Source organism: Paenarthrobacter sp. AT5, assembly GCF_032764245.1.
GTDB classification, from domain to species: domain Bacteria; phylum Actinomycetota; class Actinomycetes; order Actinomycetales; family Micrococcaceae; genus Arthrobacter; species Arthrobacter ureafaciens.
Genome location: NZ_CP136441.1, coordinates 732,790 through 756,769, shown reverse-complemented (window position 1 = coordinate 756,769; position 23,980 = coordinate 732,790). Strand labels below are relative to the sequence as shown.

General features: G+C 64.1%; 20 protein-coding genes. 8 read left to right on the top strand and 12 right to left on the bottom strand.

Annotation, left to right across the window (positions count from 1 at the left end; genetic code table 11):
• Positions 1-37 precede the first annotated feature (37 nt).
• The 4 genes from RI444_RS03590 to RI444_RS03575 all read left to right on the top strand — a co-directional run bounded on the left by RI444_RS03590 (position 38) and on the right by RI444_RS03575 (position 7,415).
• Positions 38-766 carry a YcnI family protein gene (locus RI444_RS03590; protein ID WP_062095191.1) on the top strand — a complete coding sequence of 243 codons (729 nt, stop codon included), beginning with the start codon at positions 38-40 and terminating at the stop codon, positions 764-766.
• A 103-nt stretch (positions 767-869) separates the two neighbouring features.
• A complete protein-coding gene (locus tag RI444_RS03585; RefSeq protein WP_207605958.1) occupies positions 870-1,511 on the top strand; it encodes a DUF4232 domain-containing protein in 642 nt (213 codons plus the stop codon).
• 56 nt (positions 1,512-1,567) lie between these two features.
• A complete protein-coding gene (locus tag RI444_RS03580; RefSeq protein WP_316963870.1) occupies positions 1,568-6,592 on the top strand; it encodes a DNA glycosylase AlkZ-like family protein in 5,025 nt (1,674 codons plus the stop codon).
• Positions 6,585-7,415, top strand: a complete 831-nt coding sequence (locus RI444_RS03575; protein WP_316963869.1) for a DNA-formamidopyrimidine glycosylase family protein — start codon at positions 6,585-6,587, stop codon at positions 7,413-7,415. The genes RI444_RS03580 and RI444_RS03575 overlap by 8 nt, the downstream gene beginning before the upstream one ends.
• Here RI444_RS03575 and RI444_RS03570 read toward each other — a convergent pair.
• Entirely contained in the window at positions 7,382-8,056 is a 675-nt protein-coding gene (locus RI444_RS03570) for a hypothetical protein (RefSeq protein ID WP_316963868.1), read from the bottom strand. The genes RI444_RS03575 and RI444_RS03570 overlap by 34 nt on opposite strands.
• Before the next feature lie 61 nt (positions 8,057-8,117).
• On the opposite strand from RI444_RS03570, the gene RI444_RS03565 reads away from it, so the two are divergent.
• Complete coding sequence (locus RI444_RS03565; protein WP_316963867.1) at positions 8,118-9,569, top strand: PLP-dependent aminotransferase family protein; 1,452 nt, start codon at positions 8,118-8,120, stop codon at positions 9,567-9,569.
• 74 nt (positions 9,570-9,643) lie between these two features.
• Here RI444_RS03565 and RI444_RS03560 read toward each other — a convergent pair whose 3' ends face one another.
• Positions 9,644-10,342 carry an SRPBCC domain-containing protein gene (locus tag RI444_RS03560; protein ID WP_207605115.1) on the bottom strand — a complete coding sequence of 233 codons (699 nt, stop codon included), beginning with the start codon at positions 10,340-10,342 and terminating at the stop codon, positions 9,644-9,646.
• A complete protein-coding gene (locus RI444_RS03555) occupies positions 10,335-10,982 on the bottom strand; it encodes an ArsR/SmtB family transcription factor (protein ID WP_207605116.1) in 648 nt (215 codons plus the stop codon). The genes RI444_RS03560 and RI444_RS03555 overlap by 8 nt, the downstream gene beginning before the upstream one ends.
• A gap of 112 nt (positions 10,983-11,094) precedes the next feature.
• On the opposite strand from RI444_RS03555, the gene RI444_RS03550 reads away from it, so the two are divergent.
• The gene (locus RI444_RS03550; RefSeq protein ID WP_062095177.1) at positions 11,095-12,024 is read left to right on the top strand and encodes a pseudouridine synthase; all 930 of its coding nucleotides are present in this window, start codon (positions 11,095-11,097) and stop codon (positions 12,022-12,024) included.
• Positions 12,025-12,077: 53 nt separating this feature from the next.
• Here the strand turns inward: RI444_RS03550 and RI444_RS03545 are convergent, their stop codons facing one another.
• Entirely contained in the window at positions 12,078-12,632 is a 555-nt protein-coding gene (locus tag RI444_RS03545) for an O-acetyl-ADP-ribose deacetylase (RefSeq protein ID WP_062095175.1), read from the bottom strand.
• A 74-nt stretch (positions 12,633-12,706) separates the two neighbouring features.
• On the opposite strand from RI444_RS03545, the gene RI444_RS03540 reads away from it, so the two are divergent.
• Positions 12,707-13,339 (top strand): DedA family protein, encoded by a 633-nt coding sequence (locus tag RI444_RS03540; protein WP_164888685.1) that lies wholly within the window; start codon positions 12,707-12,709, stop codon positions 13,337-13,339.
• A gap of 13 nt (positions 13,340-13,352) precedes the next feature.
• Here RI444_RS03540 and RI444_RS03535 read toward each other — a convergent pair whose 3' ends face one another.
• The 8 genes from RI444_RS03535 to RI444_RS03500 form a co-directional block, all read right to left on the bottom strand.
• Positions 13,353-13,658 (bottom strand): hypothetical protein, encoded by a 306-nt coding sequence (locus tag RI444_RS03535; protein ID WP_062095173.1) that lies wholly within the window; start codon positions 13,656-13,658, stop codon positions 13,353-13,355.
• 98 nt (positions 13,659-13,756) lie between these two features.
• Entirely contained in the window at positions 13,757-16,555 is a 2,799-nt protein-coding gene (gene ppc, locus RI444_RS03530; protein WP_062095171.1) for a phosphoenolpyruvate carboxylase, read from the bottom strand.
• Positions 16,556-16,672: 117 nt separating this feature from the next.
• On the bottom strand, positions 16,673-17,002 hold the full coding sequence (locus tag RI444_RS03525; RefSeq protein WP_207605117.1) for a hypothetical protein: 330 nt from the start codon (positions 17,000-17,002) through the stop codon (positions 16,673-16,675).
• 43 nt (positions 17,003-17,045) lie between these two features.
• Positions 17,046-18,155 carry a hypothetical protein gene (locus tag RI444_RS03520; protein WP_242703147.1) on the bottom strand — a complete coding sequence of 370 codons (1,110 nt, stop codon included), beginning with the start codon at positions 18,153-18,155 and terminating at the stop codon, positions 17,046-17,048.
• Positions 18,152-19,429 (bottom strand): glycosyltransferase, encoded by a 1,278-nt coding sequence (locus tag RI444_RS03515; protein ID WP_207605118.1) that lies wholly within the window; start codon positions 19,427-19,429, stop codon positions 18,152-18,154. Before RI444_RS03515 ends, RI444_RS03520 begins: the two co-directional genes overlap by 4 nt.
• Positions 19,426-20,340, bottom strand: coding sequence for an ATP-grasp domain-containing protein (locus RI444_RS03510; protein ID WP_062095164.1), 915 nt, complete (start codon positions 20,338-20,340; stop codon positions 19,426-19,428). Before RI444_RS03510 ends, RI444_RS03515 begins: the two co-directional genes overlap by 4 nt.
• A complete protein-coding gene (locus RI444_RS03505; RefSeq protein ID WP_083261935.1) occupies positions 20,340-21,254 on the bottom strand; it encodes a PIG-L deacetylase family protein in 915 nt (304 codons plus the stop codon). The genes RI444_RS03510 and RI444_RS03505 overlap by 1 nt, the downstream gene beginning before the upstream one ends.
• 124 nt (positions 21,255-21,378) lie before the next feature.
• Positions 21,379-22,977, bottom strand: a complete 1,599-nt coding sequence (locus tag RI444_RS03500) for a sigma-70 family RNA polymerase sigma factor (protein WP_207605119.1) — start codon at positions 22,975-22,977, stop codon at positions 21,379-21,381.
• Between the two features lie 469 nt (positions 22,978-23,446).
• Between RI444_RS03500 and RI444_RS03495 the strand changes: the two genes are divergently transcribed.
• On the top strand, positions 23,447-23,962 hold the full coding sequence (locus RI444_RS03495; RefSeq protein ID WP_241650926.1) for a hypothetical protein: 516 nt from the start codon (positions 23,447-23,449) through the stop codon (positions 23,960-23,962).
• Positions 23,963-23,980: the final 18 nt, after the last annotated feature.

Below are 23,980 nucleotides of genomic sequence, written 5' to 3'. Positions count from 1 at the left end.
CAGCGCCGCTCAGAGGCGCACCTTGAAAGGCATTCCCATGAACAAGTCCGTACTCCGCCGTGCCCTGTCCACGACCGCTGCAGCCGGTGCCACCGCTGCCCTGATGATGGCCGGACTGGCCGGGGCGTCCGCCCACGTCGGCGCCGATCCAAACAAGACCGCTGCCAACTCCTACGCGCTGGTCACCTTTGGCATTCCGCACGGCTGCGATACCTCCCCCACCACGAAGGTGACCATCACGCTGCCTGAGGAACTGACGGATGCGCAGCCCACGGTGAACCCCAACTGGACCGTTGAGAAGGTGACCGAAACCCTCGACGCACCGAAGAAGCTGGACGACGGGACCAGCATCACCAAACGCACCGGCCAGATCGTCTACACGGCCAAGACCCCGCTGGATCCGCACCTGCGGGATGCCTTGGTGTTGTCGGTCAAGCTGCCTGATGCAGCGGGCAAGACCATCTACTTCCCCACGCTGCAGACCTGCGAGCAGGGCCAGGTGGATTGGTCCGAAGTTCCCAAGGATGGCCGGAAAGAGGATGACCTCAAGTCCCCCGCCCCTTCGGTGACCATCACCCCTGCCGACTCGTCCGGCGGCCACCACGGCGTGTCAACGGAAACCACTGAGCAGGCCGCTTCCGTGACCAGCGACGACTCGACCGCACTTGGTTGGGCCGGTTTGATCGCCGGCTTGGCCGGCCTGGTTCTGGGAGGCGCGGCGTTCCTCCGCAGCCGGACCGCAAAGACGGGCACAACAACCAAGTAGCCCTGCACGATTGGCGCCCGGAAGATCACAATCCGGGCGCCAATCCGTGGCGGTGGCCGTGGCTCGATTGACTCCCGCCACGGCCGCAGCAAGGCTGGTGCCCATGTGGACTCAGCGCATCAAGACCGGACTTTTGACGACGACGGCGGCTGCCTCGCTGCTGATGCTGGCCGCCTGCGGGCCCAGCCCGAGCCCTTCGGGGACCAGCAGCGCACCGCCAAGTTCATCCACGCCGTCCGCTTCGCCCTCGCAGTCGTCGACGTCGGCTGCTCCGTCCGGAAGCACCTCACCGTCGGCAGCCCCCACGTCCGCTGCTCCGGCCGCGCCCGCCTTGTGCAAGGCGGATTCGTTGACTGCAACAACGGACGCCACCGGTGGCGGCGCTGCCGGAAGCATCTACGAGAAACTGATTCTGACCAACTCAGGCTCGGCAACCTGTGTCCTGGAAGGCTTCGCCGGGGTGTCCCTCACAGCCAACGCCACGGGAGATCCCATTGGCGAACCGGCCACGCGGGAAACGACCACGCCCGTCACTAAGATCGAGCTGGCCCCCGGCAAGTCCGCATGGGCGGAGCTTCGGTACACGCAGGCCGGGAACTACGGCGACTGCACCAAGGTCCCGGCAGCGGGATACCGCATCTACCCGCCCGAAGACACGGCATCCCTGTTCGTCGCCGAACCCCACGATGCCTGCAGCAACATAGGCATCAAGCTCTTGAGCATCACCGCATTCCAAGCGGTATAAACCGCCTCCCCACGGGCCGGGCTTATTATGTCCGGGCCGTGGGGCATGATGGAGGAATGCAGGAGCAGCAGGCGTCCACAGGCGCCATGAGCCGTTTCAGCCAGGCAACCAGGGAATGGTTCCTCGGCGCTTTCAGTGAGCCCACGGCCGCCCAGGATGGCGCGTGGAATGCCATTTCCTCCGGCTCCCATGCCTTGGTGGTAGCCCCCACCGGTTCGGGAAAAACCCTGGCCGCGTTCCTCTGGGCGTTGGACAGGCTGCACGCAGCCCCGTCGGATGCTTTGCCGGGACTTGAGGAGGTTCCGGCGCCGGCCAAGGGCCGCGCCAAGCGTCCCAAGACCAAGACCCGCGTCCTCTATATATCGCCGCTCAAGGCCCTCGGCGTGGACGTGGAACGCAACCTCCGCGCCCCGATGATCGGCATCACGCAAACGGCAAAGCGTTTGGGCCTGCCCGCACCGCTGGTGACCGTTGGCGTCCGTTCGGGAGATACGACGGCGGCAGATCGCCGCTCGCTGCTGTCCAACCCTCCGGACATCCTCATTACAACGCCGGAGTCCCTGTTCCTGATGCTGACGTCGCGTGCACGCGAGACGCTCAGCGAAGTGGACACCGTGATCATCGACGAAGTCCACGCTGTTGCCGGCACCAAGCGCGGTGCCCACCTCGCTGTATCGCTGGAACGCCTGGACGCGCTATTGCCCAAGCCCGCTCAACGCATCGGGTTGTCCGCCACAGTGCAGCCGCGCGAGTTGGTGGCCCAATTCCTTGCCGGGCAGGCTCCGGTGGAGATCGTTGCTCCCCCCTCCAAGAAAAACTGGAACCTGACGGTCACCGTGCCTGTTGAGGACATGTCGGACCTCCAGGGTGCTGCCGGCGCATTCGATTCCGGGCCGGCTTCCGGATTGCAGCCGCAAGCTTCCATCTGGCCGCACGTTGAGGAGCAGATTGTGGATCTGGTCCTCTCCAAGCAGTCCACCATTGTCTTTGCCAATTCACGTCGCCTTTCGGAGCGGCTGACCGCCCGGTTGAACGAGATCTACGCGGAGCGGCAACTCATGGCGGAGGCGGGTTCACCGTGGGCGGAGCCGGTAGCTGGAGACACGGAGGACTGGGGCGCCGGGCCAGGGCAAGATGAGGCTTCCGCTGCATCCCGGGCCAAGGCGCCTGTTTCCACCGCAACACCCGCTCACATGATGGCCCAGGCAGGCAGCACCAGCGGAAGCGATCCCGTTCTTGCCAGGGCACACCATGGTTCAGTGTCCAAGGACCAACGGGCCATGATCGAGGACGACCTCAAATCCGGCAGGCTGCGCTGTGTTGTTGCAACGTCATCACTGGAACTAGGCATCGACATGGGCGCGGTGGACCTTGTCATCCAGGTAGAGTCCCCGCCCTCGGTTGCCAGCGGCCTCCAGCGCGTCGGTCGTGCCGGGCACCAAGTAGGCGAGATCTCCGAGGGCGTCCTCTTCCCCAAGCACCGGGCCGACCTCCTCCACACGAGCGTCACGGTGGAGCGGATGCTCAGTGGCCAGATTGAGCGGCTGAGCATCCCCACCAACCCGCTGGACATCCTTGCCCAGCAGACCGTCGCGGCCACCGCATTGGAGAGCATCGACGTCGAGGAATGGTTCAGCACCGTTCGCCGCTCGGCGCCGTTCGCCAGCCTCCCCCGGTCAGCCTTCGAGGCCACGCTGGACCTCCTGGCAGGCCGGTACCCCTCCGATGAGTTTGCCGAGCTGCGGCCCCGCATCGTGTGGGACCGCCACGCAGGAACCATTGAAGGCAGGCCCGGATCCCAGCGGCTGGCGGTCACGTCCGGCGGCACCATTCCCGACCGCGGCCTCTTCGGCGTGTACATCATCGGTACCGAAGTTGAAGGGACCGGTTCCTCCGGTGGCTCTGACGGCGACGGCCCGAGCCCATCGTCCCGCGCAGCCAAGGGCGGCCGCCGCGTGGGCGAGCTCGACGAGGAAATGGTCTACGAATCCCGCGTCGGGGACGTCTTCGCCCTCGGAGCAACCAGCTGGAAAATTGAGGACATCACGCATGACCGTGTCCTCGTCTCCCCTGCCTTCGGGCAGCCGGGCAAATTGCCGTTCTGGAAGGGTGACTCCCTGGGCCGTCCCGTGGACCTCGGACGTGCACTGGGCGCGTTCATCCGGGAACTTTCGGCAGCTGATACCGGGCCGGCCATGGAACGCTGCCAGGCCAGCGGTCTGGACACCTTCGCGGCAAGCAACCTGATTCAATACCTCGAGGAGCAAAAGCAGGCCACCGAGGTTGTGCCCAGCGACCGAACGCTGGTGGTGGAACGCTTCCACGATGAACTGGGTGACTGGAGGGTGGTCCTTCACAGCCCCTTCGGCATGCCGGTCCATGCGCCGTGGGCCCTCGCTGTGGGGCAGAGACTCCAGCAGCGTTACGGCCTGGACGGATCGGCAATGGCTGCCGATGACGGCATTGTGCTCAGGGTGCCCATGATGGAAGATGAGCCTCCCGGTGCGGAGCTGTTCCTCTTCGATCCGGAGGAACTGGAACAAATCGTCACCGCAGAGGTGGGCGGCAGCGCTCTCTTCGCGTCGCGGTTCCGGGAATGCGCTGCCCGCGCCTTACTGCTGCCGCGTCAAAACCCCACCAAACGGCAACCGCTGTGGCAGCAACGCCAGCGTTCCGCCCAGCTGCTGGATGTCGCCAAGAAGTACCCGTCGTTCCCCATCGTGCTGGAAACCGTGCGCGAATGCTTGCAGGACGTCTATGATCTCCCGGCGCTCAAGGACATCGCAGCCTCCGTGGAACGCAGGGAATTGCGGATCGTCGAAACCACTACGCAGCAGCCATCTCCTTTCGCCAAATCACTGTTGTTCGGCTACGTCGCCCAGTTCCTCTATGAGGGCGACTCCCCCCTGGCCGAGCGCAGGGCTGCGGCACTGGCCCTCGACTCCACCCTCCTGAACGAGCTCCTGGGCAGGGTGGAACTCCGTGAGCTCCTGGACGCGGCAGTCATCGATTCCACCGAGCGGGAGCTGCAACGGCTGGTTCCGGATCGTCGGGTCCGTGGGATGGAAGGCATTGCGGACCTCCTCCGGCTGCTGGGTCCGCTGGACGTGAAGGAAGTAGCCGAGCGCCTGCAAGGGCAGGAACTGGTTCAGGAGCAGGAACAGCTGCTGAACCAGGAACAGTTTCAGGGCCACGCGGAGGACCAGGAACTCACCGAAGGCAAGGCCCTTCCTCCCGGAACTCCCGCCGAAGCAGAGCAGCACCTTTTGGCATTGCAGAAGGCCAACCGCGCCCTCAAGGTGACTATCGGCGGCGTCGAACGCTTTGCTGCCATTGAAGACGCGGCGCGGCTTCGCGATGCAATCGGTGTTCCCCTTCCCATGGGCGTGCCGCTGGCCTTTATCGAACCTGTGCAGGACCCGCTGGGAGACCTCGTTTCCCGTTACGCCCGCACGCATGGACCATTCACTGCGGCCGAAGCGGCGACGCGGCTGGGACTGGGCGTCGCCGTCGTCAATACCGCCCTGAAGCGGCTGGCTGCAGACGGCAGGGTTGTGGAGGGTGAGTTCCGACCACACGCCGTCGCCGTAACCCAGGACCCTGAAACCACCGATCCCGAGTTGATGGGCCCGGAAGCTCCTCCTGCCAGCGAATGGTGCGACGCCGAGGTCTTGCGGAAATTGCGGCGCCGCTCCCTCGCTGCGTTGCGGGCGGAAGTGGAACCGGTGGACGCCGCCGCTTACGGTCGCTTCCTTCCCGCATGGCAAAACGTCAGTGCCCAGGGAAAGTCGAGGGGCTCGGCCCTGCGGGGTCTGGATGGCATCATCACTGCCGTGGACCAACTGTCCGGGGTTCCCGTCCCGGCATCGGCATGGGAACCGTTGGTGCTGGCCAGCAGGGTGGCCGACTACAAACCCGCGATGCTCGACGAGCTCATGGCAGCGGGTGAACTGCTGTGGTCCGGAGCCGGCCAGCTGCCCGGCAATGACGGATGGATCAGCCTCCACGTTGCAGACTCTGCCGAACTGACCCTGAGCCCTTCGCCGGACTTCGAACCGGGCGATGCCCAGCAGCGCCTGCTGGACTACCTCAGTGCCGGCGGCGGCTACTTCTTCCGGCAACTGACGGACGTTGCCGGGGGTATGGACGCCGTGCTCAGTGACGACGCCGTCGTCTCAGCGCTGTGGGACCTGGTGTGGGCCGGCAGGGTTACCGGGGATACCTTTGCCCCCGTCCGTGCCATGATCGCCGGAGGACGGACGGCCCACCGGCAAGTTGCGAAAGCCCCGAGGGCCCGTGCACCGCGCATGAGCCGTTTGGGCCGCCACGGTGCAGGCCTCCTTGGCTCCCCGGGATTGAGCGGCGGACGCTACGGTTCAACGGCTGCTTCGGCACCCACGCCGCCGCTCGCCGTCGGGCGTTGGTCCGCGCTTCCCGCCCCGGAGCTCGACCCCACCATCCATGCACGCGGCACCGCGGAGCTCCTGCTGGACAGGTACGGAGTGGTGACGCGCGGGTCCGTCATGGCCGAGAACATCCTGGGCGGGTTTGGGCTGATGTACAAGGTCCTGGCCCGGTTGGAAGAGGCAGGACGGTGCCGCCGGGGCTACTTCATTGAACACCTTGGCGCGGCCCAATTCGCGGTGCCTGCCACAGTGGACAGGCTCCGGTCCTTCACGGAAGACGCCCGGATCTCCAAGGCCGACCCGTCAGCGTTGGCTTTGGCGGCAACGGACCCGGCGAACCCTTACGGCGCTGCCCTCCCATGGCCGGGTGTGGCCGGTGAAGCCGGATCGGGACACCGCCCGGGCAGGAAGGCCGGAGCTTTGGTGGTGATGGTCGACGGCGCGCTGGTGCTTTACGTCGAACGCGGCGGCAAGACCCTGCTCACCTTCAGCCATGACGAGGCTGCCTTGACCGTGGCCGCAGAGGCCTTGGTGGGCGTGGTGCGGCGCGGCGCCGTGGACAAACTCTTCATGGAAAAAGTGAACGGCCACGATCTCCTGGAGACCCCCATAGCCGTGGCACTGGCTGCCGCCGGCGCCTACTCCACACCGAAGGGACTGCGTATCCGTGCCTGAGGGAGACTCCATTTGGCGGGCAGCACACAAGCTCCACGAGGCCTTGGCAGGGCAGGTCCTCTCCGCTTCAGACTTCAGGGTTCCCCGGTTTGCCACACTGAACCTGTCGGGCTGGACCATGGTGGAGGTGGTGCCCCGCGGGAAGCATCTGCTGATGCGTCTGGAGGGGCCGGAAGACACCCTGACCGGTGCCAGCAAGAAACCGCGGGCGTTGACCATCCATTCGCACCTCAAGATGGAGGGCTCATGGATGGTCTACCCGCCCGGGGGCCGATGGACGAAGCCTGGTCATACCGCCCGTTGTGTGCTGCGCACTCCCGTAGGGGACGCGGTCGGTTTCTCCCTGGGAATCCTGGATGTGGTGCCCACCAGCGAGGAAGACAAGATCGTCGGCCACCTCGGGCCGGATCTCCTGGGCCCGGACTGGGACGAAGACGAGGCCTTACGGAGGTTGCAGGCCGAACCGGACGTTCCCATTGGCTTCGCCTTGCTGGATCAACGCAAGCTTGCCGGGATAGGCAATATCTACCGCTGTGATTCCTGTTTCCTGTCTGGCATCCACCCAGCGCTACCCGTGGGCCAGGTCCCTGACCTTGCAAAAATCGTCACCGACGCCAAGCGCCTCCTCGGTGAAAACCTTGGACCCGGGCGTCGGACTACGCTGGGCCCGCGTGCCATGCGTCCCGGTTACTGGGTGTACGGCAGGACCCGCCAACCCTGCCGGCGCTGCGGTACGCAGATCCGGCACGGCCTCCTCGCGGGACCGGACGGGACCGAGGGGCGGGACATTTACTTCTGCCCGCGGTGCCAGCCGGCGCCCTGAAACGATGTTTCAGGCCGCGTCAGTACGGCCCCTGCGGCGACACCCGGCTTCGCATCAGGCTTGCCCTCCGGGACCATGAACCTCGGCAGCAGCAACTGAACGAGTGGACCGATGGACAGGGCGTAAACCACCGTGCCAACACCCACCGATCCGCCAAGCAGCCAGCCTATTGCCAACACGGTGACCTCTATTCCGGTGCGCACCAGCCGGACGGACCATCCCGTCCGCCGCACGATGCCGGTCATGAGGCCGTCGCGGGCGCCGGGCCCCAGGCGGGCTCCGATGTAGCAGGCCGAAGCGATGCCATTGAGCGCCACCGCTCCCGCCAGCAGGGGGATCTGGCCGCCAAGATGGGAGAACTCCGGGATCAGCCACAAGCCCAGATCCGCAAAGAGGCCCACCAGGACCGCGTTCGCCAGCGTTCCAATACCGGGCATCTGCCGCAGCGGGATCCAGAGGAGCAGCACCAGGAAACTCACCACGATCACCACCACCCCGATGCTGAGGCCCGTCTTTTCCGAGACTCCTTGATGGAACACATCCCAAGGATCAAGGCCAAGGCCGGCTCGAATGAACATCGCCAGAGATATGCCATACATGGCCAGTCCGAGCAGGAGTTGGGTGAGTCTTCGGGTCATCATGAATCCCATAATTCATGAAAACTGGCCTTGTAATCCATAGCCAGTTTGAAATACTGGACTGATGCCGAGTTCACTGAACCCCACCGCCCTGGCCCGACTCCTTGGGTCGTGGAACTCCGGCGCGCTGCCCGCCTACCGTGAGCTGGCCGACGTCGTGCGTTTGCTGGTGATGGATGGCCGCATTCCTCTGGACGTCGCCTTGCCGAGCGAAAGGTCGCTGGCGTCCACCCTGGGACTCAGCCGCACCACCATCACCGCCGCCTATGCGAGCCTGCGCGAGCAAGGATTCCTGACCGGTGGCCAAGGCAGTCGAGGGCGGACGAGCATTCCGCACCGGAGTACTCCCGTCAGCATGCCGGGCCTCGCCGCGCCCGAAGGCCTGCTGGACCTGGCCTACGCATCGTTGCCCGCGGCCGGCGAGGTGGTCCACCGTGCCTTCGCGGACGCATTGACCGAGTTGCCGGCGCTCCTGCCGGGCTTCGGCTACGACGCCTTGGGCATTCCAGTCCTCCGGGAGGCCATCGCTGCGAAGTACACGGCCGACGGCGTACCCACCACCCCGGAGCAAATCCTTGTGACCTCCGGCGCGCAACACGCACTCAACATCATTCTGCGTACACTTGCCGGCAAACAGCACAAAGTGTTGGTGGAGCACCCGAGTTACCCGAACGCCCTCGACGCCATCCGCACCGCGGGCTCCCGCCCCCTGCCCGTCGCGTTGCCCTCCCCCGACGCTCCGGACTCCTGGGACATCGACGCGATGGTCGCTGCCATGCACCAACAACGGCCGGCCATGGCTTACCTGGTTCCGGATTTCCACAATCCCACCGGCCGGCTCATGCCCGACCATTACAGAAAACGCCTGGCACGTGCCGCGGCGTCGTCAGGCACGGTGCTGGTTGTGGACGAGACGCTCCGGGGATTAAACCTCGACGGCGCCACTGCCGCACCGATGTCAGCTTTCAGTCCCGCCGTGGTTTCCATAGGGTCGCTCAGCAAGTCGCACTGGGCAGGGCTCCGGACCGGATGGATCCGCGCCGAGGCACCATTGATCACGCGCTTTGTGGTCACCAGGACGACCATGGACCTCGGCGGGCCGGTGGTGGAGCAACTCGCAGCGGCACGGCTGGTGCGCTCCTACGCCGAGCCGCTTGGGTCCCGGCTGGAAGAACTGCGGGACAACCGTGCCTCGCTGTTGGAATTGTTGGCCGAACATTTGCCGGCGTGGGAAGTGGAGCGACCCCAAGGCGGCCTGACTGTCTGGTGCCGCCTCCCCACACCCAGCAGCACCGCACTGACGGTGGTCGCACCGGAATTCGGCGTCCGCTTGGCTGCCGGCCCAAGGTTCGGCGTCGGTGGGGCGTTCGAGCACTACATGCGGGTGCCTTACACACTTCCGCCCGCGCAACTCGAAACCGCGGTCAAGGCGCTCCGGGAGGCACAGGACAAGCTGGGCGATTCCCCGCAACTCCGCCGGAGCCTAAAAGCTGAAGAGAGGTCCGCCGTCGCCTGACCTTTAAGCAGTCTGACCCCATCTGACTGGCAGTAGGGGTTGTTCCCAGCGCTGGGAACAACCCCTACTGCCAGTTAGTTGGACGAGTAGACCCGCTCCAGGAAGGCGCCCCAGGTTTTGGCGGTGAGCTCGGACTCGCCGCTGCCGCCAAACTCGTGGACAGTCATGCCCACCGGTGCACCGAAAGCGTTCCGGCCAAAGAAGCGGTACATCGTGTCCGACGTGCGGATGCCCAGGAAGTTCTCGTTCGAGAAGTCCACTTCCCCTCTGAGCCGTCCCACACCGTCGACGTCCACATCAATGGAAGTTCCGGCAGCAGCTCCTTCGACGCCCAACGCCTCCTTCAACTTGATGAAGCCGTCCGGCGTCCGGGATGCCGCAGGTGCCTGGACGTCGGTGAAGACCACCGGTTGTCCGTCGAAGTAGCGGAGGTACTGGCCCAGGGTGTGGATGTAGAACTCGGTGTGCTTGCTGGCGCCGTCGTATTGCTCGTCCCAATTATCGGCAAAGATGCCGCTGTGCACGTAGTGCAGCTTGGCCCGGCCACCTTCAAGCGGCTCAAGGACGTGCTCCAACTGGTTGAACCAGCCGTCAGGGCCCTCCATGCGGGAAACCAGGTGGTTTGGGTGTTCCTCCACGGTCTTCACGTCAGGCCACTGGTCGGTGGGGAACATCCACGCCGAGGTGCCCTTGGTGACGGCTTCCCAGACGCGCTCAGGAGTTCCGGGCAATTCGGTGTCCGCCACAATTTCGAACTTACCGTTGTCAGTCATTGCTCTGGTCCTTTTCTGCTGGTGCGTGCGTTGTTTGTTCAGTTAATGGAGTCTTCAGTGCCGGATGAAGTACGACGACGAGGCGGTGCTTCCGTGCGCCGCCCGCCACTGCGGCAGCACCGCCGTCGTGATACTTGTCCACGAGCCGCGTCACGGCGACGCCGAGTTCCTCGGCGAAGGCGGCCCGCTCGGCTGCGGAGCGGAAGGTGATTTCCCCGTCGATGGCGAAGCTGGCGAGCTTCTTCTTGGCCGCCGCTGCGCCGGAGATGAGCTTGCCCATTTCCTGCACGGTGCGCGAAGCCAGGGAGAGGAGCCAGAAGGCCGAGAACCTGTCGGCAAAGCGGCGGGGATCGGGCGCCACGGAAGCCAGCGCACTCGGGGAAATGAGGTAGGACGCTGCCGTGGCACGCACGACGCGCTCGGTGACGTTGCCCTTGCGCCGCTCCTCCACCAGTTCCACCAAGCCATGCTGCTCCAGGGCCTTGAGGTGGTAGTTGACCTTCTGGCGCGGCATGTCCACCCTGGCCGCCAGCTGCGTTGCGGTTGCGGGCTGAGTGAGTTCCTGCAGGATCCTGGTGCGGATCGGATCCAGCGATGCTTCCGCCGCGGAGGGATCCTCGATCACTTCGATGTCCAACATGCCTCAAGTATCACTACCGACAACTTTTTTTGTCAAGAACTTTTTTGTGTTCGGTAGCCCCCTCCCCAGGGTCCAAGGGAGGGGCTGCCGGGCAACGTAGAATTATTCGGTGATGCAATCCCCCCTCCCCGTGCGCGACGGCGTGAACGCAACCCGCCTCCGGCTTCCGGATGAGGGCCCGTGGGAGACAGCGATGGACTACATGATGCATCGCTGGGGGCACATCGATCCCAAAGGCATCGAGGACCGCTTCGACGCCGGCGAAATTGTGGGCGAAGGCGGAATCCCGTTGAGCCGGGCCACCAAACTGGAGGACCACACCTTCATTTGGTACTACCGCACGCTCCCGCCGGAGACCCGCTTGCCCGTGGAAATCAACATCCTCCACCAGGACGAGCACATCCTGGTGGTGGACAAGCCGCACTTCCTGCCAACCACCCCGGGCGGCACCTATATCCAGGAATCGGCACTGGTCCGGCTGCGGAACCTCCTAAACCTGCCAGACCTCATCCCCATGCACCGCCTGGACAGAATGACGGCCGGTATCCTCCTCCTGTCCACCAACCCGGAAACACGCGGCAAGTACCAAGTGCTCTTCGAAAAACGCCAGGTCCAGAAGGACTACGAGTGCGTCTCTGCCGCGACCCCGGCCGCAGGGTATCCCGCCGTCGACTTCCCCGCAGTTGTCCGCAACCGCATGACCAAGTCCCGCAGCTACCTACTGGCAGAAGTGGTTGACGGCGAACCGAATGCGGAGACCCGGATTGAACAGATCAGGACCTTCGACGCCAGGGCGCAGCGCCGCGCGCTGTACCGTTTGGAACCACACACCGGGAAAACCCACCAACTGCGGGTTCACATGGCCTCACTGGGACTGGGCATCCTCCACGATGCGTTCTACCCGGACCTGCTGGACAAGGCGCCGGACGACTACAGCAAGCCGCTGCAACTCCTGGCCAGGGGTATCCGTTTTGTTGACCCCATCAGTAAGAAGCCCGTGGAGTACCGCAGCCGCTTGGAGCTCAGCGAAGCCCGCGTCTGACGCTCCGACGCGGCCCTATCCAACATACGCGGCCCTATCCTTCAAACACAGCCCTAACCTTCAAAAACGGACTGAAAGACGGCCGCCGTCTGCTCCGAAAACAGCACGAACTCCACTATTTCCAGCGGACTTCCCGGGCCGCTGTTTCCTGAACCGCCTCGTTCCGGAACGGAGTCCCCCAAGGCGGTGACGACGTCGTACGCCACCTCCGCAACCTGGCGCGCATCCCAACCGTAAATCCCGGCACTGATCGCGGGAAAAGCCACGCTGCCGACGCCCAACTGCGAGGCAACCGCGAGGCTTTCGCGGAAACAGGAGGCAAGCAGCCCCGGGTCCGTTTCCCCGGCATGCCGGTTGGGCCCCACGGTGTGAATCACCCACCGCGCAGGAAGCCGGAACCCGGGAGTCGCCACGGCTTTCCCCACGTCCAGGCCGCCGGGCAGTTCGTTCCGCCGCAGTTCCCGGCAAGCCTCCAGTAATTCGCGCCCGGCCGCCCTGTGAATGGCACCGTCCACGCCCCCGCCGCCGAGCAATGATGAGTTGGCGGCGTTGACGATCGCGTCCGTGCTTCGCGTGGTGATGTCGCCTTGCAGGATCCTTATACGCATGCCGCCAGTCTTCCGTCGCGGGTGGGCAACGGCAAGGGAAGCGGCGGGCACGGCAAGTGCGGTACGTTGTGCGGGTGGACTTCATCTCGCCCGATTCGTGGGGATCGGCCATCTACCTGTGGATTGTTCCCGTGGTGCTTGGTGATGCCATTTTTCCGCCCGTTCCGTCCGAGATGGTGGTCATCACCGGCGGCGCCCTCGCGGCTGACGGCCACGCCAACTTCTGGTTGATCTTGTTCCTGGCCGCGTTCGCCTCATGGCTTGGCGATATGGCCGTTTACCTGCTCTTCAAACGGCGCATCAGCCACGTGCTGGACCGGTGGTCCTGGGGAAGGAAAACCCACTTGGCCATTCACGAAGCCATCGCCAAGGCCGGACGGTCCTCAACGTACGGGGCCATCATCGGTGCGCGGTTCATCCCGGCCGGGCGATTGGCGACGTCGGCCGCGTCAGGCATTGCCAACGTGTCCATCCGGGGATTCAGCCTGTGCGCCGGGCTTGGCGCCATCCTGTGGGCGGTATGGCAGGTTGGCTTGGGATACTTTGCGGGATCAGCCACCAAGCTGCCGTTTTGGGCGAGTTCATTGATCGGCGTGGCCGTGGGCCTGCTGATCGGCGTCGTGGTGGGCCTGATCGCGACGCGTCGACGCGGGAGCGCCTCACCAGTGGATGAACCGTTCGACGGCGACCTGCCGCAGCCCGAATGATGCCCCACCTCCGCTAGATCGGCGACCAGCGCCCCCGGCTGCGCCGCAGCACATAGAGGGCACCGGTCAGAGCCACGCGTTCGACGGCGTCACGCACCATGGCAGCGGACGTCCGGGCGGCGTCGTTCTCACCCGCGTAGTCCTGGGCGTCCACCGTGAACCGAAGGCTGATCTGGGGCACACCGCCCACAATGTCCAGCTGGTTCGATTCCACGTGGTGGCGGGTGCCCAGGGCCTCCACAGCTGCGGCCATCACGGACTCCGGCGCATTGCCGGGCTTGAGGCCGGTGATCTTCAGCTTGGTCTGGAACGAAGGCATCCCACCACCCTATCGTCGCCCCGGACGCTCTATCACATCCCAACGGGTTTCGCCGGACGCTCTATCACATCCCGACGGGTCCCCCCGGGGTCGCTCTCCTAGCCGGTGTTCCGCAGGCCCGCAGCAACGCCATTGACCGTGATCAGCATGGCCCGCTGGAGCCGCTCATCGATTTCAGCTCCGGACACTGATTCTTCGCGGACGCGACGAAGGAGCTCCACCTGCAGGTAGCTGATGGGGTCAAGATACTGGTCCCGGATTTCCAGTGAACGCTTGAGCGTGGGCTGCGCGTCCAGCAGTTCCAGTTCCCCGGTGAGCCTCTCGACCTCGGCGACCGTCAGTTCGTACTCGTCCCGGATCATGTGGAAGAGCCGGTGGAGTTCCTGCGGCACCAAGGAGGACACGTAGTGCCCGGCAATTTCCATGTCCGTCTTAGCCAACGTCATCTCGACGTTGGAGATCACGGAACGGAAGAAGTGCCAGCGCTCCATCATCTCCATCAGCTGCTCCGTGTTGCCGGACTCGCGGGCCTTCTTCAGGCCTGAACCGACGCCGAACCAACCGGGAACAATCTGGCGGGACTGGGTCCATCCGAACACCCACGGGATTGCACGCAAGCCGCCCAGGCCTGCACCCGAATCGGGACGCTTGGACGGGCGGGAGCCGATGTTCAACGAGCCCAACTGCTCCACGGGCGTCGATGCCAGGAAGTAGGCCGGAAGGTCGGGATCGTCAATCAGGGCGCGGTACCGTGCGAACGCGGCGTCGGAAATGGTCTCCATGACGTTGCCGTAGCGTTCACGCTGGTCCTCGGACGTGCGCGGAGTGCGGTGCAGGGCCGAGCCCTGCATCACCGCCGCCAGCGACAGTTCCAGGTTTTCGCGTGCAAGCTCCGGCAAGGAGTACTTGTCCGAGATAACCTCGCCTTGCTCGGTGAACTTGATCTCACCCTCAAGCACCCCGTTGGGCTGGGCCATGATGGCGTCGTAGGTAGGTCCACCGCCGCGCCCCACTGAACCACCTCGGCCGTGGAAGAGCCGCACGCGGACACCATGCTTCGCAGCGACGTCGCGCAACTTCCGCTGGGTCTTGTGGATTTCCCACTGGCTGGTGAGCACGCCCGATTCCTTGTTGGAATCCGAGTAGCCCAGCATGATTTCCTGGATGTCCCCGCGCAGGCGGACGAGCTCACGGTAGGACGGATCAGACAAAAGCTGGTCCACGATTTCCGCAGAAGCACGCAGTTCTTCCACCGTCTCAAGCAGCGGAGCGAAACCGATCCGTGCGTGCGGATTCGCCCCGAAGAGGTCAATGAGCCCGGCTTCGCGGGCCAACACGGCGGCTGCCAGCACATCATCGGCACCGCGCGTCATGGAAATGATGTAGGTTTCCACGACGTCCGGCCCGTAAGTATTCAGGGCCTGGCGAATGCTCCGGAAGACGTCGTACGTACCGTCGGCGGCGCCGTCGAGCTTAATGGGGTGGCCGGACAAGGGACGGCGGGACGCCAGCTCTTCGCCGAGGAACGCGAGGCGCTCCTCGCGGGTGAGGGAGCCATACGGCTTCTCCGTCCCTAGCCTGTCGACGAGTTGACCCACGGCGTCGTGATGGTAATCGGCATGTTCACGGATGTCCAAGGTGGCCAAATGCAGACCGAACGCTGCGAGCGCCCTCCTGACACGGGCCAGGGCACCGTCCGCCACAAGCCCGGCGGCGTGGTTGCGGAGCGACGTTTCCAGGAGTCCGAATTCGGCGAGGAGTTCGGAGGTCGTGGCATAGTCGCGGCCCGGCTCGTGATACGTCGACGCCGAGATGCGACGCCCCGTATTGATGAGCTTGGCTTTGATGCATGTGAGCTTGAGCCTGTACGGCTCCTGCGCATTGAGCTCCAGCACCCGTTTGTCCAGGCCGGGCAGGTTCTTGAGGTCCACCTCGATGGAGTCCAGCAACTCCTGGTCAGCGCCGAACAGTGCGGTGGAGTTGGAAAGGACGGAAATCAGCTCATCGATCAGGGCAATGCTGATCCGGACCGCATTCTGGTTTTGGAGCTGGAGGATCTCGCGGGTAACAGCCGCCGTGACGTTCGGGTTGCCGTCCCGGTCACCACCGATCCAGGAGCCGAAGCGCAAGGGCGCGGCGCCTGTGGGGAGCTTGACTCCGTGTTCCGCCAGGAGCTCGGAAAGATCCGTGAGCATCTCCGGCATGGCATCGGTGAGGATGCTGTTCAAGTAGTAGATGGCATTGCGCGCTTCATCCACGGGAGTCGGCCGCACTTGCCGGAGCTCGTCTGTTTGCCACATCTGATCGATGATTTCGGCGAGCTGGCGGTCCTGACGGCGCCTGGCCGAGGTGCCTTCCGCAGTGGGCTGTGCCAGCACATCGGAAAGCTTGCGGATCTTGTCCAGGACCGAACGCCTGGAGGCCTCGGTGGGGTGGGCGGTGAAGATCGGGCGGACATCGAGTTCGTTGACTACGTCCTGCAGGATCTCCGGCCCTGCCTGACCCGCGATTTCGGAAACGGCCTTAGCCAGCCAACCGTCCTTCTCCTGCCTGGTCCGCAGCCCCCGCACCCGGTGGACCTGCTCGGCAGCGTTGCTGAGGTGGAAGTAGAAAGCGAAAGCCCGGACCAAGTCGGTTGCCTGCTCCAGCGGCAGGGAGGCGAGCAATTCGCGGACCTGGGCTACGACGTCGTGCGCGCTCCACGGTCCGGTGGCATCGGCGCCGCCACGCGCCGCTTCCTTGGACTCCTTGGTCAGCAGGCGGACCTGCTCCACCAATTCCAGCAATTCGGGACCGTGTTGCCGGACCAACGACTCGCCCAGCAGGGTTGAAACCCTGCGGACGTCGGCTCGCAGTTCCGCGGCGAGATCAGTGGATTGCTGGGCAGTGTGAACCATGGAGTATTACCTTCGGAATCGGGTGTGGCCCGTACACTGCGCTGGATACTGTGAGCCGGATTACTAATGTTTCCCAAGGGATATTACCGGCAGCCCGGGATACCGCGGGAATGCGTCTCAAATATTGGTTTCCGTGAAGCGCCCGTCGTCCTTGATGGTGGGCCCGCGGCCCAGCACAATCCTGCCGTCGTAGGGGTCGCCGCCCGGTACGCGGGGCCCCGCCGTCAAGTGCTCGTGCCTGCGTTGCCGCATCTCTTCAACGGCCGCCGCGGACTCCCACCGCGTAGGCGCACCGGTGGCCGGCTCGATCATGGACAGAACACTGCCGAGCGTACCGGTAGCCCCTTTCGCCGGGACGCCCCTACCCACCAAACGCACCCCCGCCCAGATCGACGCGAGGACAAGCCCCAAGCTGACAACTGCGGAAATCACGCCCTCCATCCCCATGCCAATCAGGGTACGCCCGCCGCACATACACGGACAGGGGCTTCTAGCGCCCCGACCAGGCCTTCTTCAGGACCTCCCAATGCTCGTCAGTCATCAAGCTTGCCGGCGTCACCGACACCGAGGCGGCGCCACTGCGGGCGGCGTCCCGGAGTTCCCGCCCAAGCCGCTCAGGCGTGATGACCCCTTCCGAAGACCACAGGCCCAACGACAGGGACATACGCCAACCGGCACGCCGGTTCATGGCCCGGACCAGCTCCTTGGTTGGGGGTGCGTCGGCATCGTTCAGCCCAACGTACTGCCAGACATGGAGACGATCGAGCTGTTTAAGGAGGAGGTCGTAGTCATGCCCACTGTCCGAGCGATCCCCGGTGGCCAGCACCAGCGGCGAGCGCACGTCGGTCTCGGTCCGGACTCCATAAGGCTCGACGGCGGCACGCACCTTGCGGACGATGTCCGCCACTGCCTCGCTGCGCCACGTGCGGAGGTGGGCGTCCGCGGCGTCGATGGAACCGCTGCTGTTCCGGGGCCAGTCCTTCAGCCCGGTGGTCGTCTTGAAATCTTCAAGGTCATCAGTGCCGAATGTGAAGTCGTCAAACATCAGCTCGGTGAGGTCCACCGCCGTCGGGCGATACCGTTCGGCGACTTCCGATGCCAGGGCGGCCAACCGGTCACCCGCCTCCCCGTTCCGGAGGGCATTGACGCTCGCGAACGACGACGACCGTTGTCCGCTTGCATTCCGACCTGCAAGGGAAGGATCCTCCCCAAGGCTTCTGCCCAGGAGAACATCGATGGTCAGGACAATGTCCCGTTGCCGCCCTCCCGCCGAAGTACCTACGGCCTTGATGGCCTCGGCAACATAATCCCGGCCTGTCGCCGCAACTGCACCGGAGACAGCGTTGGGATTGCTATAGGACGGAAATGCCGTCCAGTCGGTGCGGCCCACGGCAATGGAAACGGCTGTGGCATCCACGGCATCGAGCTGACCCGCAAGCCGGGGAAGATGCCCGGGATCATTGGTGGCAATGTCCTCGAACCCGAGGTTGACCATTCGGTCGGCGGGCCGCGAAGATTGCGCCGAAGATGACGACGTCATCACCAGAGATGACGCCGCCACCACGAGTGCCGCCATAGCGGCCGCTACCTTTCGCTTCATGTTGGGGATCCGGTGGCGAGGTCGCCGTCCGTTGCACTGACTGAGACCACCCCTGTGCGCTGAAGCTTGTTCCACCGGGCGGGGCTGCCCCGCAATTCCTTGACGATCGCGCTCGCCAACGCCAGCCCCACGAAGACTGAGTAAAACGGCCACAGAAACACCGTCCACACGAAGCGGAGATCGCGCCAGGACTTGTTCAGCCCAATGGAGAAGACGATCAGCAGCAAGGATACGAAAAGGCCCAGCCACCCCAGGATGGCGAGCACCTCCCCAGGGATGGGTCCCTTCCCGGCGAGATACAGGAACGGCAGTATGCCCAGGATGAACAGTTGCAGGACAGGGATGAGCACCATGGTGACGGCGTTGAAAATCAGGAACAGCCCAAAGGGCCCGTGATCCCATGTGCCCAGCATCCCGGCGTGCATGCGCAGGGTCTGCAGGAGGCCACGCGACCACCTCACGCGTTGCCGCCACAGACCGCCCATGGTGGACGGCGACTCGGCATAAACCAGTGCCTTCGGTTGGAAGTTGACCCGATAGCCTGCGCCATAGACGCGCCAAGTCAGCTCAAGGTCCTCACCCAGGGTGTCTTCGCAGAACCCGCCGACTTGCCGTACCAGGTCCGTGCGAAAGGCGCCGATGTTGCCGGAAACGATCGGAAGGCAGTGCATCAGCGACAAAGCCCGTCTGACGAGCCCTGTACCCACATGGCTGAGGATGGCGAGCATTCTGGTCTGAATCCGGTCCAGGTTCACCGGGCGGTCATCGCCGCACACGGCGCCCACCTTTGGATGGTCGAAGCCCTCCAGCATGTACAGGACAGTGTCCGGGGCGAAGATGCCGTCCGCATCCACGAACATCAGTACATCCCCGTGCGCGGCAGCGATTCCGGTGTTGAGCGCGGCACCTTTTCCGCCATTGGCCTTGGAAATGAAACGAACCCGGTCATGCTGATCCGCAAGCCCGGCCATGATGGAGGCAGTGTTATCCGTTGACCCGTCGTCCACCAGGATAATTTCCAGCCGAAGATAACGGCTGGCCAGGATGGACTCTACGCAGTTGGTGATCACCACTGCCTCGTTGTAGCCGGGGACGATGACCGAAACCAACGGCCTGCCCTCGGCCAGGGAGTACTTGTGCCTAACCCCCCGGGGCCGGTGGATGCGGTTGAAGTACAAAGCCAAGGGAACGTAAAGGATCTTGACGGCGCCAAACGCCAAAATCACCAGGCCTCCGATCTGGACAAAGGCAAGCGCGACGTCGACCAGCGTCACCCTGCCAGCCCCGAAGGCAGCCCTCGGACGTGGGCAGCCAACACGCTGTCCAAAAGCTCCGGTGCATGTGCGCTGTTGGCCCCGAAACGCGCATTGATTTCCAGCACGACGGGAGTCCCATCCGGCATGCGCCTGATGTCCAGGTCCACCGGTCCCACCAGGGCCAGGGCGTCGACTGCATCCCGGGCCAGCCCGGCTACGTCGGCATTGGCCGGGCTGTCTGTCCGGCGTACCGTCACGGCGTTACCTATCCGCCCCTGCTTGAGCTCGGTCTTCTCGAGCACGACGACGACGGCGGACCCTCCTTCCGCCCGGTGAACGACAGGCGCGAATTCGGTTCCGGGTGCGAAGCGCTGGACAATCCATGAGTCGTCGATAGTGGACCATATTCGTGCGGCGTGGCGGCCCCGGTCCGCGAGCTTCTCAAGGACGCGGACTCCACGTCCTCCCCGGGAGACGCGCGGTTTGACCACGATAGGACCGCCCAGGAAATCCATGGCTTCTTCCGCGGAATCGAAACTGCCGGGAAGCGCGAAGTCCGGGACGCCTACACCTGCGGTGTCCAGGCAGGTCATGGTGAGGAATTTGTCGTTGGCTATGTGGACGGGAGCGGGGTGTCCGATCACGACTCCGACGCCCGGTGCAAAATCATCACGGGCCTGGGCAACCAGAACCAATTCGTCGCTGACTGTCGGGATGACTGTATCTACGCCGTGTGAAGCCACAAGCCCACGCAGTTCCCAAAGGTATTGCGGAGCATAGGCACGCGATACGCGCACGACGACGTCCGCAAGGGAAGGATCAACGTCCTCCATATCAACACCGAGCACCCAGTGCCCCCGCGACCGGAGTTGCTGCGCCAGTGACGAACCTGCCGGACCCCCTAAGCCCGTTACCAGAAAGCGTGCCATCAGAATTCCCCCACTGCTGAACCGAGCAAACGGACGGGCTCGAAGCCCTCCGCGTAGTTCTGCTTGGCCTGGGAGCCCCGGAACGCTGCCAGGCTGCGGATTCGCTCAGGGCTCATGTAGGGCTTTCCCTTCTGGTCGCGGTGCATGGACACAGCGTGGATCTTCACGTCCACGTAGCCTGCGATGTCCACAAAGACGCTCGGATTGAATTGCCTCGTGGCAGACGGGCTTTCGAAGCACAAGATTGATGAGTGCTGGCGGGCCGCACGCATGGTGGCCTGATGCACCGCCAAGTGGTCCTGATGGTAGTCATGCCCTGAATGGGTCATCACAACATCCGGATTGAAATCCTTGATGAAGGCCTCAATGGTTTGAACCATCTCCTGGCCCTGCTGGGACAGCTTGGTGTCCTTGAAGTCGTGAACCTGTACTTCCGCGGCGCCCATGAACTCCGAACCGGATGAAGCCTCGACGGTGCGTACGGTGCTGTCGCCGCCTTGGCTTCCCGCACTCATCACCAACGTGCGGACCTCGTGCCCGGCATCTGCGAGCTTCGCCAAGGTAGCCCCGCACGCCAATTCAAGATCATCCGGGTGCGCTCCGATGGCCAGTACTCGGCGCGGCTGAGTCGCAACGCCGTGATCAATCCTCAATGCCGGGGACACGAGGAAGCCCACCAGCAGCGAGGCTCCGCTCAGCAGGACGAGGCCCTCAAGCAATGAGCGAAGGAGTGGCGTCAGCAGGCTCATCACCAACGCGGCAAGCAGTACTCCCCCGGCGCAGGCCATGGCCCACCTCAATCGGTGTGGTGTCCTGAACCTGCGGACTATCCAGTTCTTTCCGGCGGGAGCGATGGCCCCAACCACCGCCAAGGCGCCAAGCGCGCCCGCAACGACGAACAACGTCGCTTTCATTCTTCCCCTAAGTTCGCGGATAGCTAGCCCCACCTCGGGTGCTGCTATCAAGCAGTGGAGGAGGTCCCCCCTTCATGACGTACCGGACGGTGTGATGCAGCGCTCAGTCGCCGCGACCGCGAGCTCAGTACTCATAGCGGAGGTTGCCCGTACTGAATTCGCTGCCACTGAAGGAGTAGGTGAGGACGCCGCCGACCGGCCGGCTCGTGGTTTCTGCGGTCATATGGAAGTGCAGCTTGCCGGGCCGGATGGAACCAGTGTTACAAGTGACGGTTTGTTGGCCTTGGAACGAGCAAGTCCACCCCTTGGGGACAGTCAACGACTTCTCCAGGATGCGGGCATCAGGGCCTAGTGTGAAGGTGGCCGTACCCGGCCCGGAGGGTGCTGCCCCTCGTTGAAGGAAGTGCACGTGAACCGCGGTCAGGCCTGTGCGGGCGTCCTGAGCCGCCCAAACAGAGGTCGAAAGTGCAGTGGGATTCGCCGGTTGATCCGGTTCATCCGGTTGATCCGGTTCATCCGGTTCATCGGGTTCATCGGGCGCAGGGACCGGTTCCCGCTGAGGCTGCAGCGACTCTTGTGGACTTCCCGGCGGCAGCTCTTCCGTTGGCGCAGCTCCCTGCACCCCGGCAGCTTTTGGGACTTCCCGCTCATCGGATGGTTGCTGTTCCTGCTCCGTTGGCTGCATCTGCGCGGGGGCCGATGCGGCGGAGGGCAGTGCCGACTCGGGGGCCTGTTCCTGCGCGGATGCCGAAGGAGTCCCTGTTGCCTGACCGGAGGGCGTTGACTGTGGCCACGAGGGAAAGACAGAAGATTGGGCCTCGGGCTGCATGGAGTCGGCACGGTTGACCACCGGAGTTTCTGGAACAAAAAGACCGGCAACCCCCGAAACACCCAAGGCCAGCCCCAAACCCGCCGCCGCAACGACGGCCATCATCACTGGCTGGCTGATGGCAGGAGCCACGATGGCCGCCTTTACCGGGGCAAGTCCGCCCAGAACTCCCAGTCCGGCACCCTTGCCGGCCCATAAAGCCACCGGAACTCCGGTGACCATGGGAAGAAGCACAGCCCTCATGCTTCCTTGGACATCTTTCAGTTCGGAGAGGGCGTGGGTGCATTTTGAGCAACCGCCCAGGTGCTGGCGCATTTTCCGCGACGCTGCCCGGGACAATCCACCACGGATGTACTGGCCTAGCTTCGAGGCATACACGGCGCATTCATCGTCGTGTTCATCAGCCACGTGGGCCTGTAAGTACTGTCTCCTCAAGCCTTCCCGGGCGCGCAGAGCGAGCGCTGAGACCGCGTTGGGTGAGAGGCCAAGGATGGGTGCCACCGCGGCGGGCTTCATCCGTTCCACGTCGAGGTACCACAGGACGGCCTTCCAGCGTTCGGGCAGCGCTTGGAATGCCTTGGCGACAGCATCCGATTCAAAAGCCTTGATAGCGGCATCCGGTTCCGACAGTGGGCGGTCCAATACGGCGTCGTCGCTACTGGGCAGAGTGCTTCCCGCTTTGCGGTTGCGGTGGTGGGAAAGCCTGGTGACGGTGGACAGGAGATACGCCCGGAAGAAGTTGTTGGGCCCTTTCCCGGCGACCAGGTTTTGCAGCACCGCCTGAAAGGCCTCGGCCACCACGTCCTCGGCGTCACTGGGGTTGTCCACGTTCCGCCGGGCAACCGCAGCGGCGATGGATATATGCCTCTCGTAGAGGTGGTCGAAGGCAGACATGTCGCCGCCGCGTACCAATTCGATATAGTGTCCGTCGCTCAGAACATCCGCGCCGGAATTATTGTTTGTGTTTTTCCTGGAGGCCACTATGGCATCCACACAACATAGAGAATTGCGCCCATATAAATGCAGTGATGGCGGGCCAGCAGATGTGACGCGAGTTTTTCTAAAGACTTTAAAAACGTTGCCTTGGAAAACTACGTCACGATCGGGAACAAGGGGGCACTATCCGCATATGACATCGTTCCGGAACAAATCCCTCGCCGAATGTTCATTTCCGCGCCATGTGCTCCTCCGGCGGTGGCAGACAGCCAGCTACAAGAGGGGCTGGCGGTTCCGGGCGGATTGGTTGCTGCCTGAAGTGCGCACAGTAGTCACGTCCTTGGCAACGTGCTATTCGGTCCCCGCAATGACCGCCAGGTCATTGGGTGCGGCCAGGGCCAGAAACGGTGTGGGGATCAGTGAAACCATGACTGACTTCCGGGCCCTCTTTGTTGCTGCTGACCAAACACTGGATATCGACGCACTCCAGTCCCTGGCAGAGGGCTGGGCGGAGGTGTCCGAAACGGTCCCGCCCATCTCGTGCACCGACGTCTACACAGGACTCGCCACACCAGCCCACTTCCAGCGTCGGATCCACGAAGTCTCCGTCGAAGATCCGGGCGCAGGGCCGCACGCCGTGGCCGTCATCGACCTCCCCGAACCACAGGGTGGCCGCAGCCACTGCTGGACCCTGTTGGCGCTGCTTGGGGATACGGTCCAGGCCGAACTCAAGGGAACTGGCGCCACGGCCATGTACCAGAATTCTTCAGTCCACGTGTTACTGCCGCTCTCGGCTTTCAGCCTGGGGCGTCTTCTGAACTGCAAGATCGCCGTGGAGTCCCTCGGGGAAGGAGTCCTCAGCCCGGCAAGGGTGAAGTTCCTGCCTTTCTCAGTCGACGCAGGGGCAACCACGTCCACAAATTCCCGCCCGGAGTCCATCTGAGCAAAACCTGGAACCTGG

What these genes read in the sequence shown, in the direction of transcription:
- RI444_RS03580 (WP_316963870.1), top strand. Translation starts at nt 1,568, where the DNA reads ATGCAGGAGCAGCAGGCGTCCACAGGCGCCATGAGCCGTTTCAGCCAG.
- RI444_RS03505 (WP_083261935.1), bottom strand. Translation starts at nt 21,254, where the DNA reads ATGAAAGCGACGTTGTTCGTCGTTGCGGGCGCGCTTGGCGCCTTGGCG.
- RI444_RS03500 (WP_207605119.1), bottom strand. Translation starts at nt 22,977, where the DNA reads ATGTCTGCCTTCGACCACCTCTACGAGAGGCATATATCCATCGCCGCT.
- RI444_RS03545 (WP_062095175.1), bottom strand. Translation starts at nt 12,632, where the DNA reads ATGCGTATAAGGATCCTGCAAGGCGACATCACCACGCGAAGCACGGAC.
- RI444_RS03585 (WP_207605958.1), top strand. Translation starts at nt 870, where the DNA reads ATGTGGACTCAGCGCATCAAGACCGGACTTTTGACGACGACGGCGGCT.
- RI444_RS03510 (WP_062095164.1), bottom strand. Translation starts at nt 20,340, where the DNA reads ATGGCACGCTTTCTGGTAACGGGCTTAGGGGGTCCGGCAGGTTCGTCA.
- RI444_RS03555 (WP_207605116.1), bottom strand. Translation starts at nt 10,982, where the DNA reads ATGTTGGACATCGAAGTGATCGAGGATCCCTCCGCGGCGGAAGCATCG.
- RI444_RS03535 (WP_062095173.1), bottom strand. Translation starts at nt 13,658, where the DNA reads ATGCCTTCGTTCCAGACCAAGCTGAAGATCACCGGCCTCAAGCCCGGC.
- RI444_RS03560 (WP_207605115.1), bottom strand. Translation starts at nt 10,342, where the DNA reads ATGACTGACAACGGTAAGTTCGAAATTGTGGCGGACACCGAATTGCCC.
- RI444_RS03570 (WP_316963868.1), bottom strand. Translation starts at nt 8,056, where the DNA reads ATGATGACCCGAAGACTCACCCAACTCCTGCTCGGACTGGCCATGTAT.
- RI444_RS03525 (WP_207605117.1), bottom strand. Translation starts at nt 17,002, where the DNA reads ATGGGGATGGAGGGCGTGATTTCCGCAGTTGTCAGCTTGGGGCTTGTC.
- RI444_RS03495 (WP_241650926.1), top strand. Translation starts at nt 23,447, where the DNA reads ATGACTGACTTCCGGGCCCTCTTTGTTGCTGCTGACCAAACACTGGAT.
- ppc (WP_062095171.1), bottom strand. Translation starts at nt 16,555, where the DNA reads ATGGTTCACACTGCCCAGCAATCCACTGATCTCGCCGCGGAACTGCGA.
- RI444_RS03565 (WP_316963867.1), top strand. Translation starts at nt 8,118, where the DNA reads ATGCCGAGTTCACTGAACCCCACCGCCCTGGCCCGACTCCTTGGGTCG.
- RI444_RS03590 (WP_062095191.1), top strand. Translation starts at nt 38, where the DNA reads ATGAACAAGTCCGTACTCCGCCGTGCCCTGTCCACGACCGCTGCAGCC.
- RI444_RS03520 (WP_242703147.1), bottom strand. Translation starts at nt 18,155, where the DNA reads ATGAAGCGAAAGGTAGCGGCCGCTATGGCGGCACTCGTGGTGGCGGCG.
- RI444_RS03550 (WP_062095177.1), top strand. Translation starts at nt 11,095, where the DNA reads ATGCAATCCCCCCTCCCCGTGCGCGACGGCGTGAACGCAACCCGCCTC.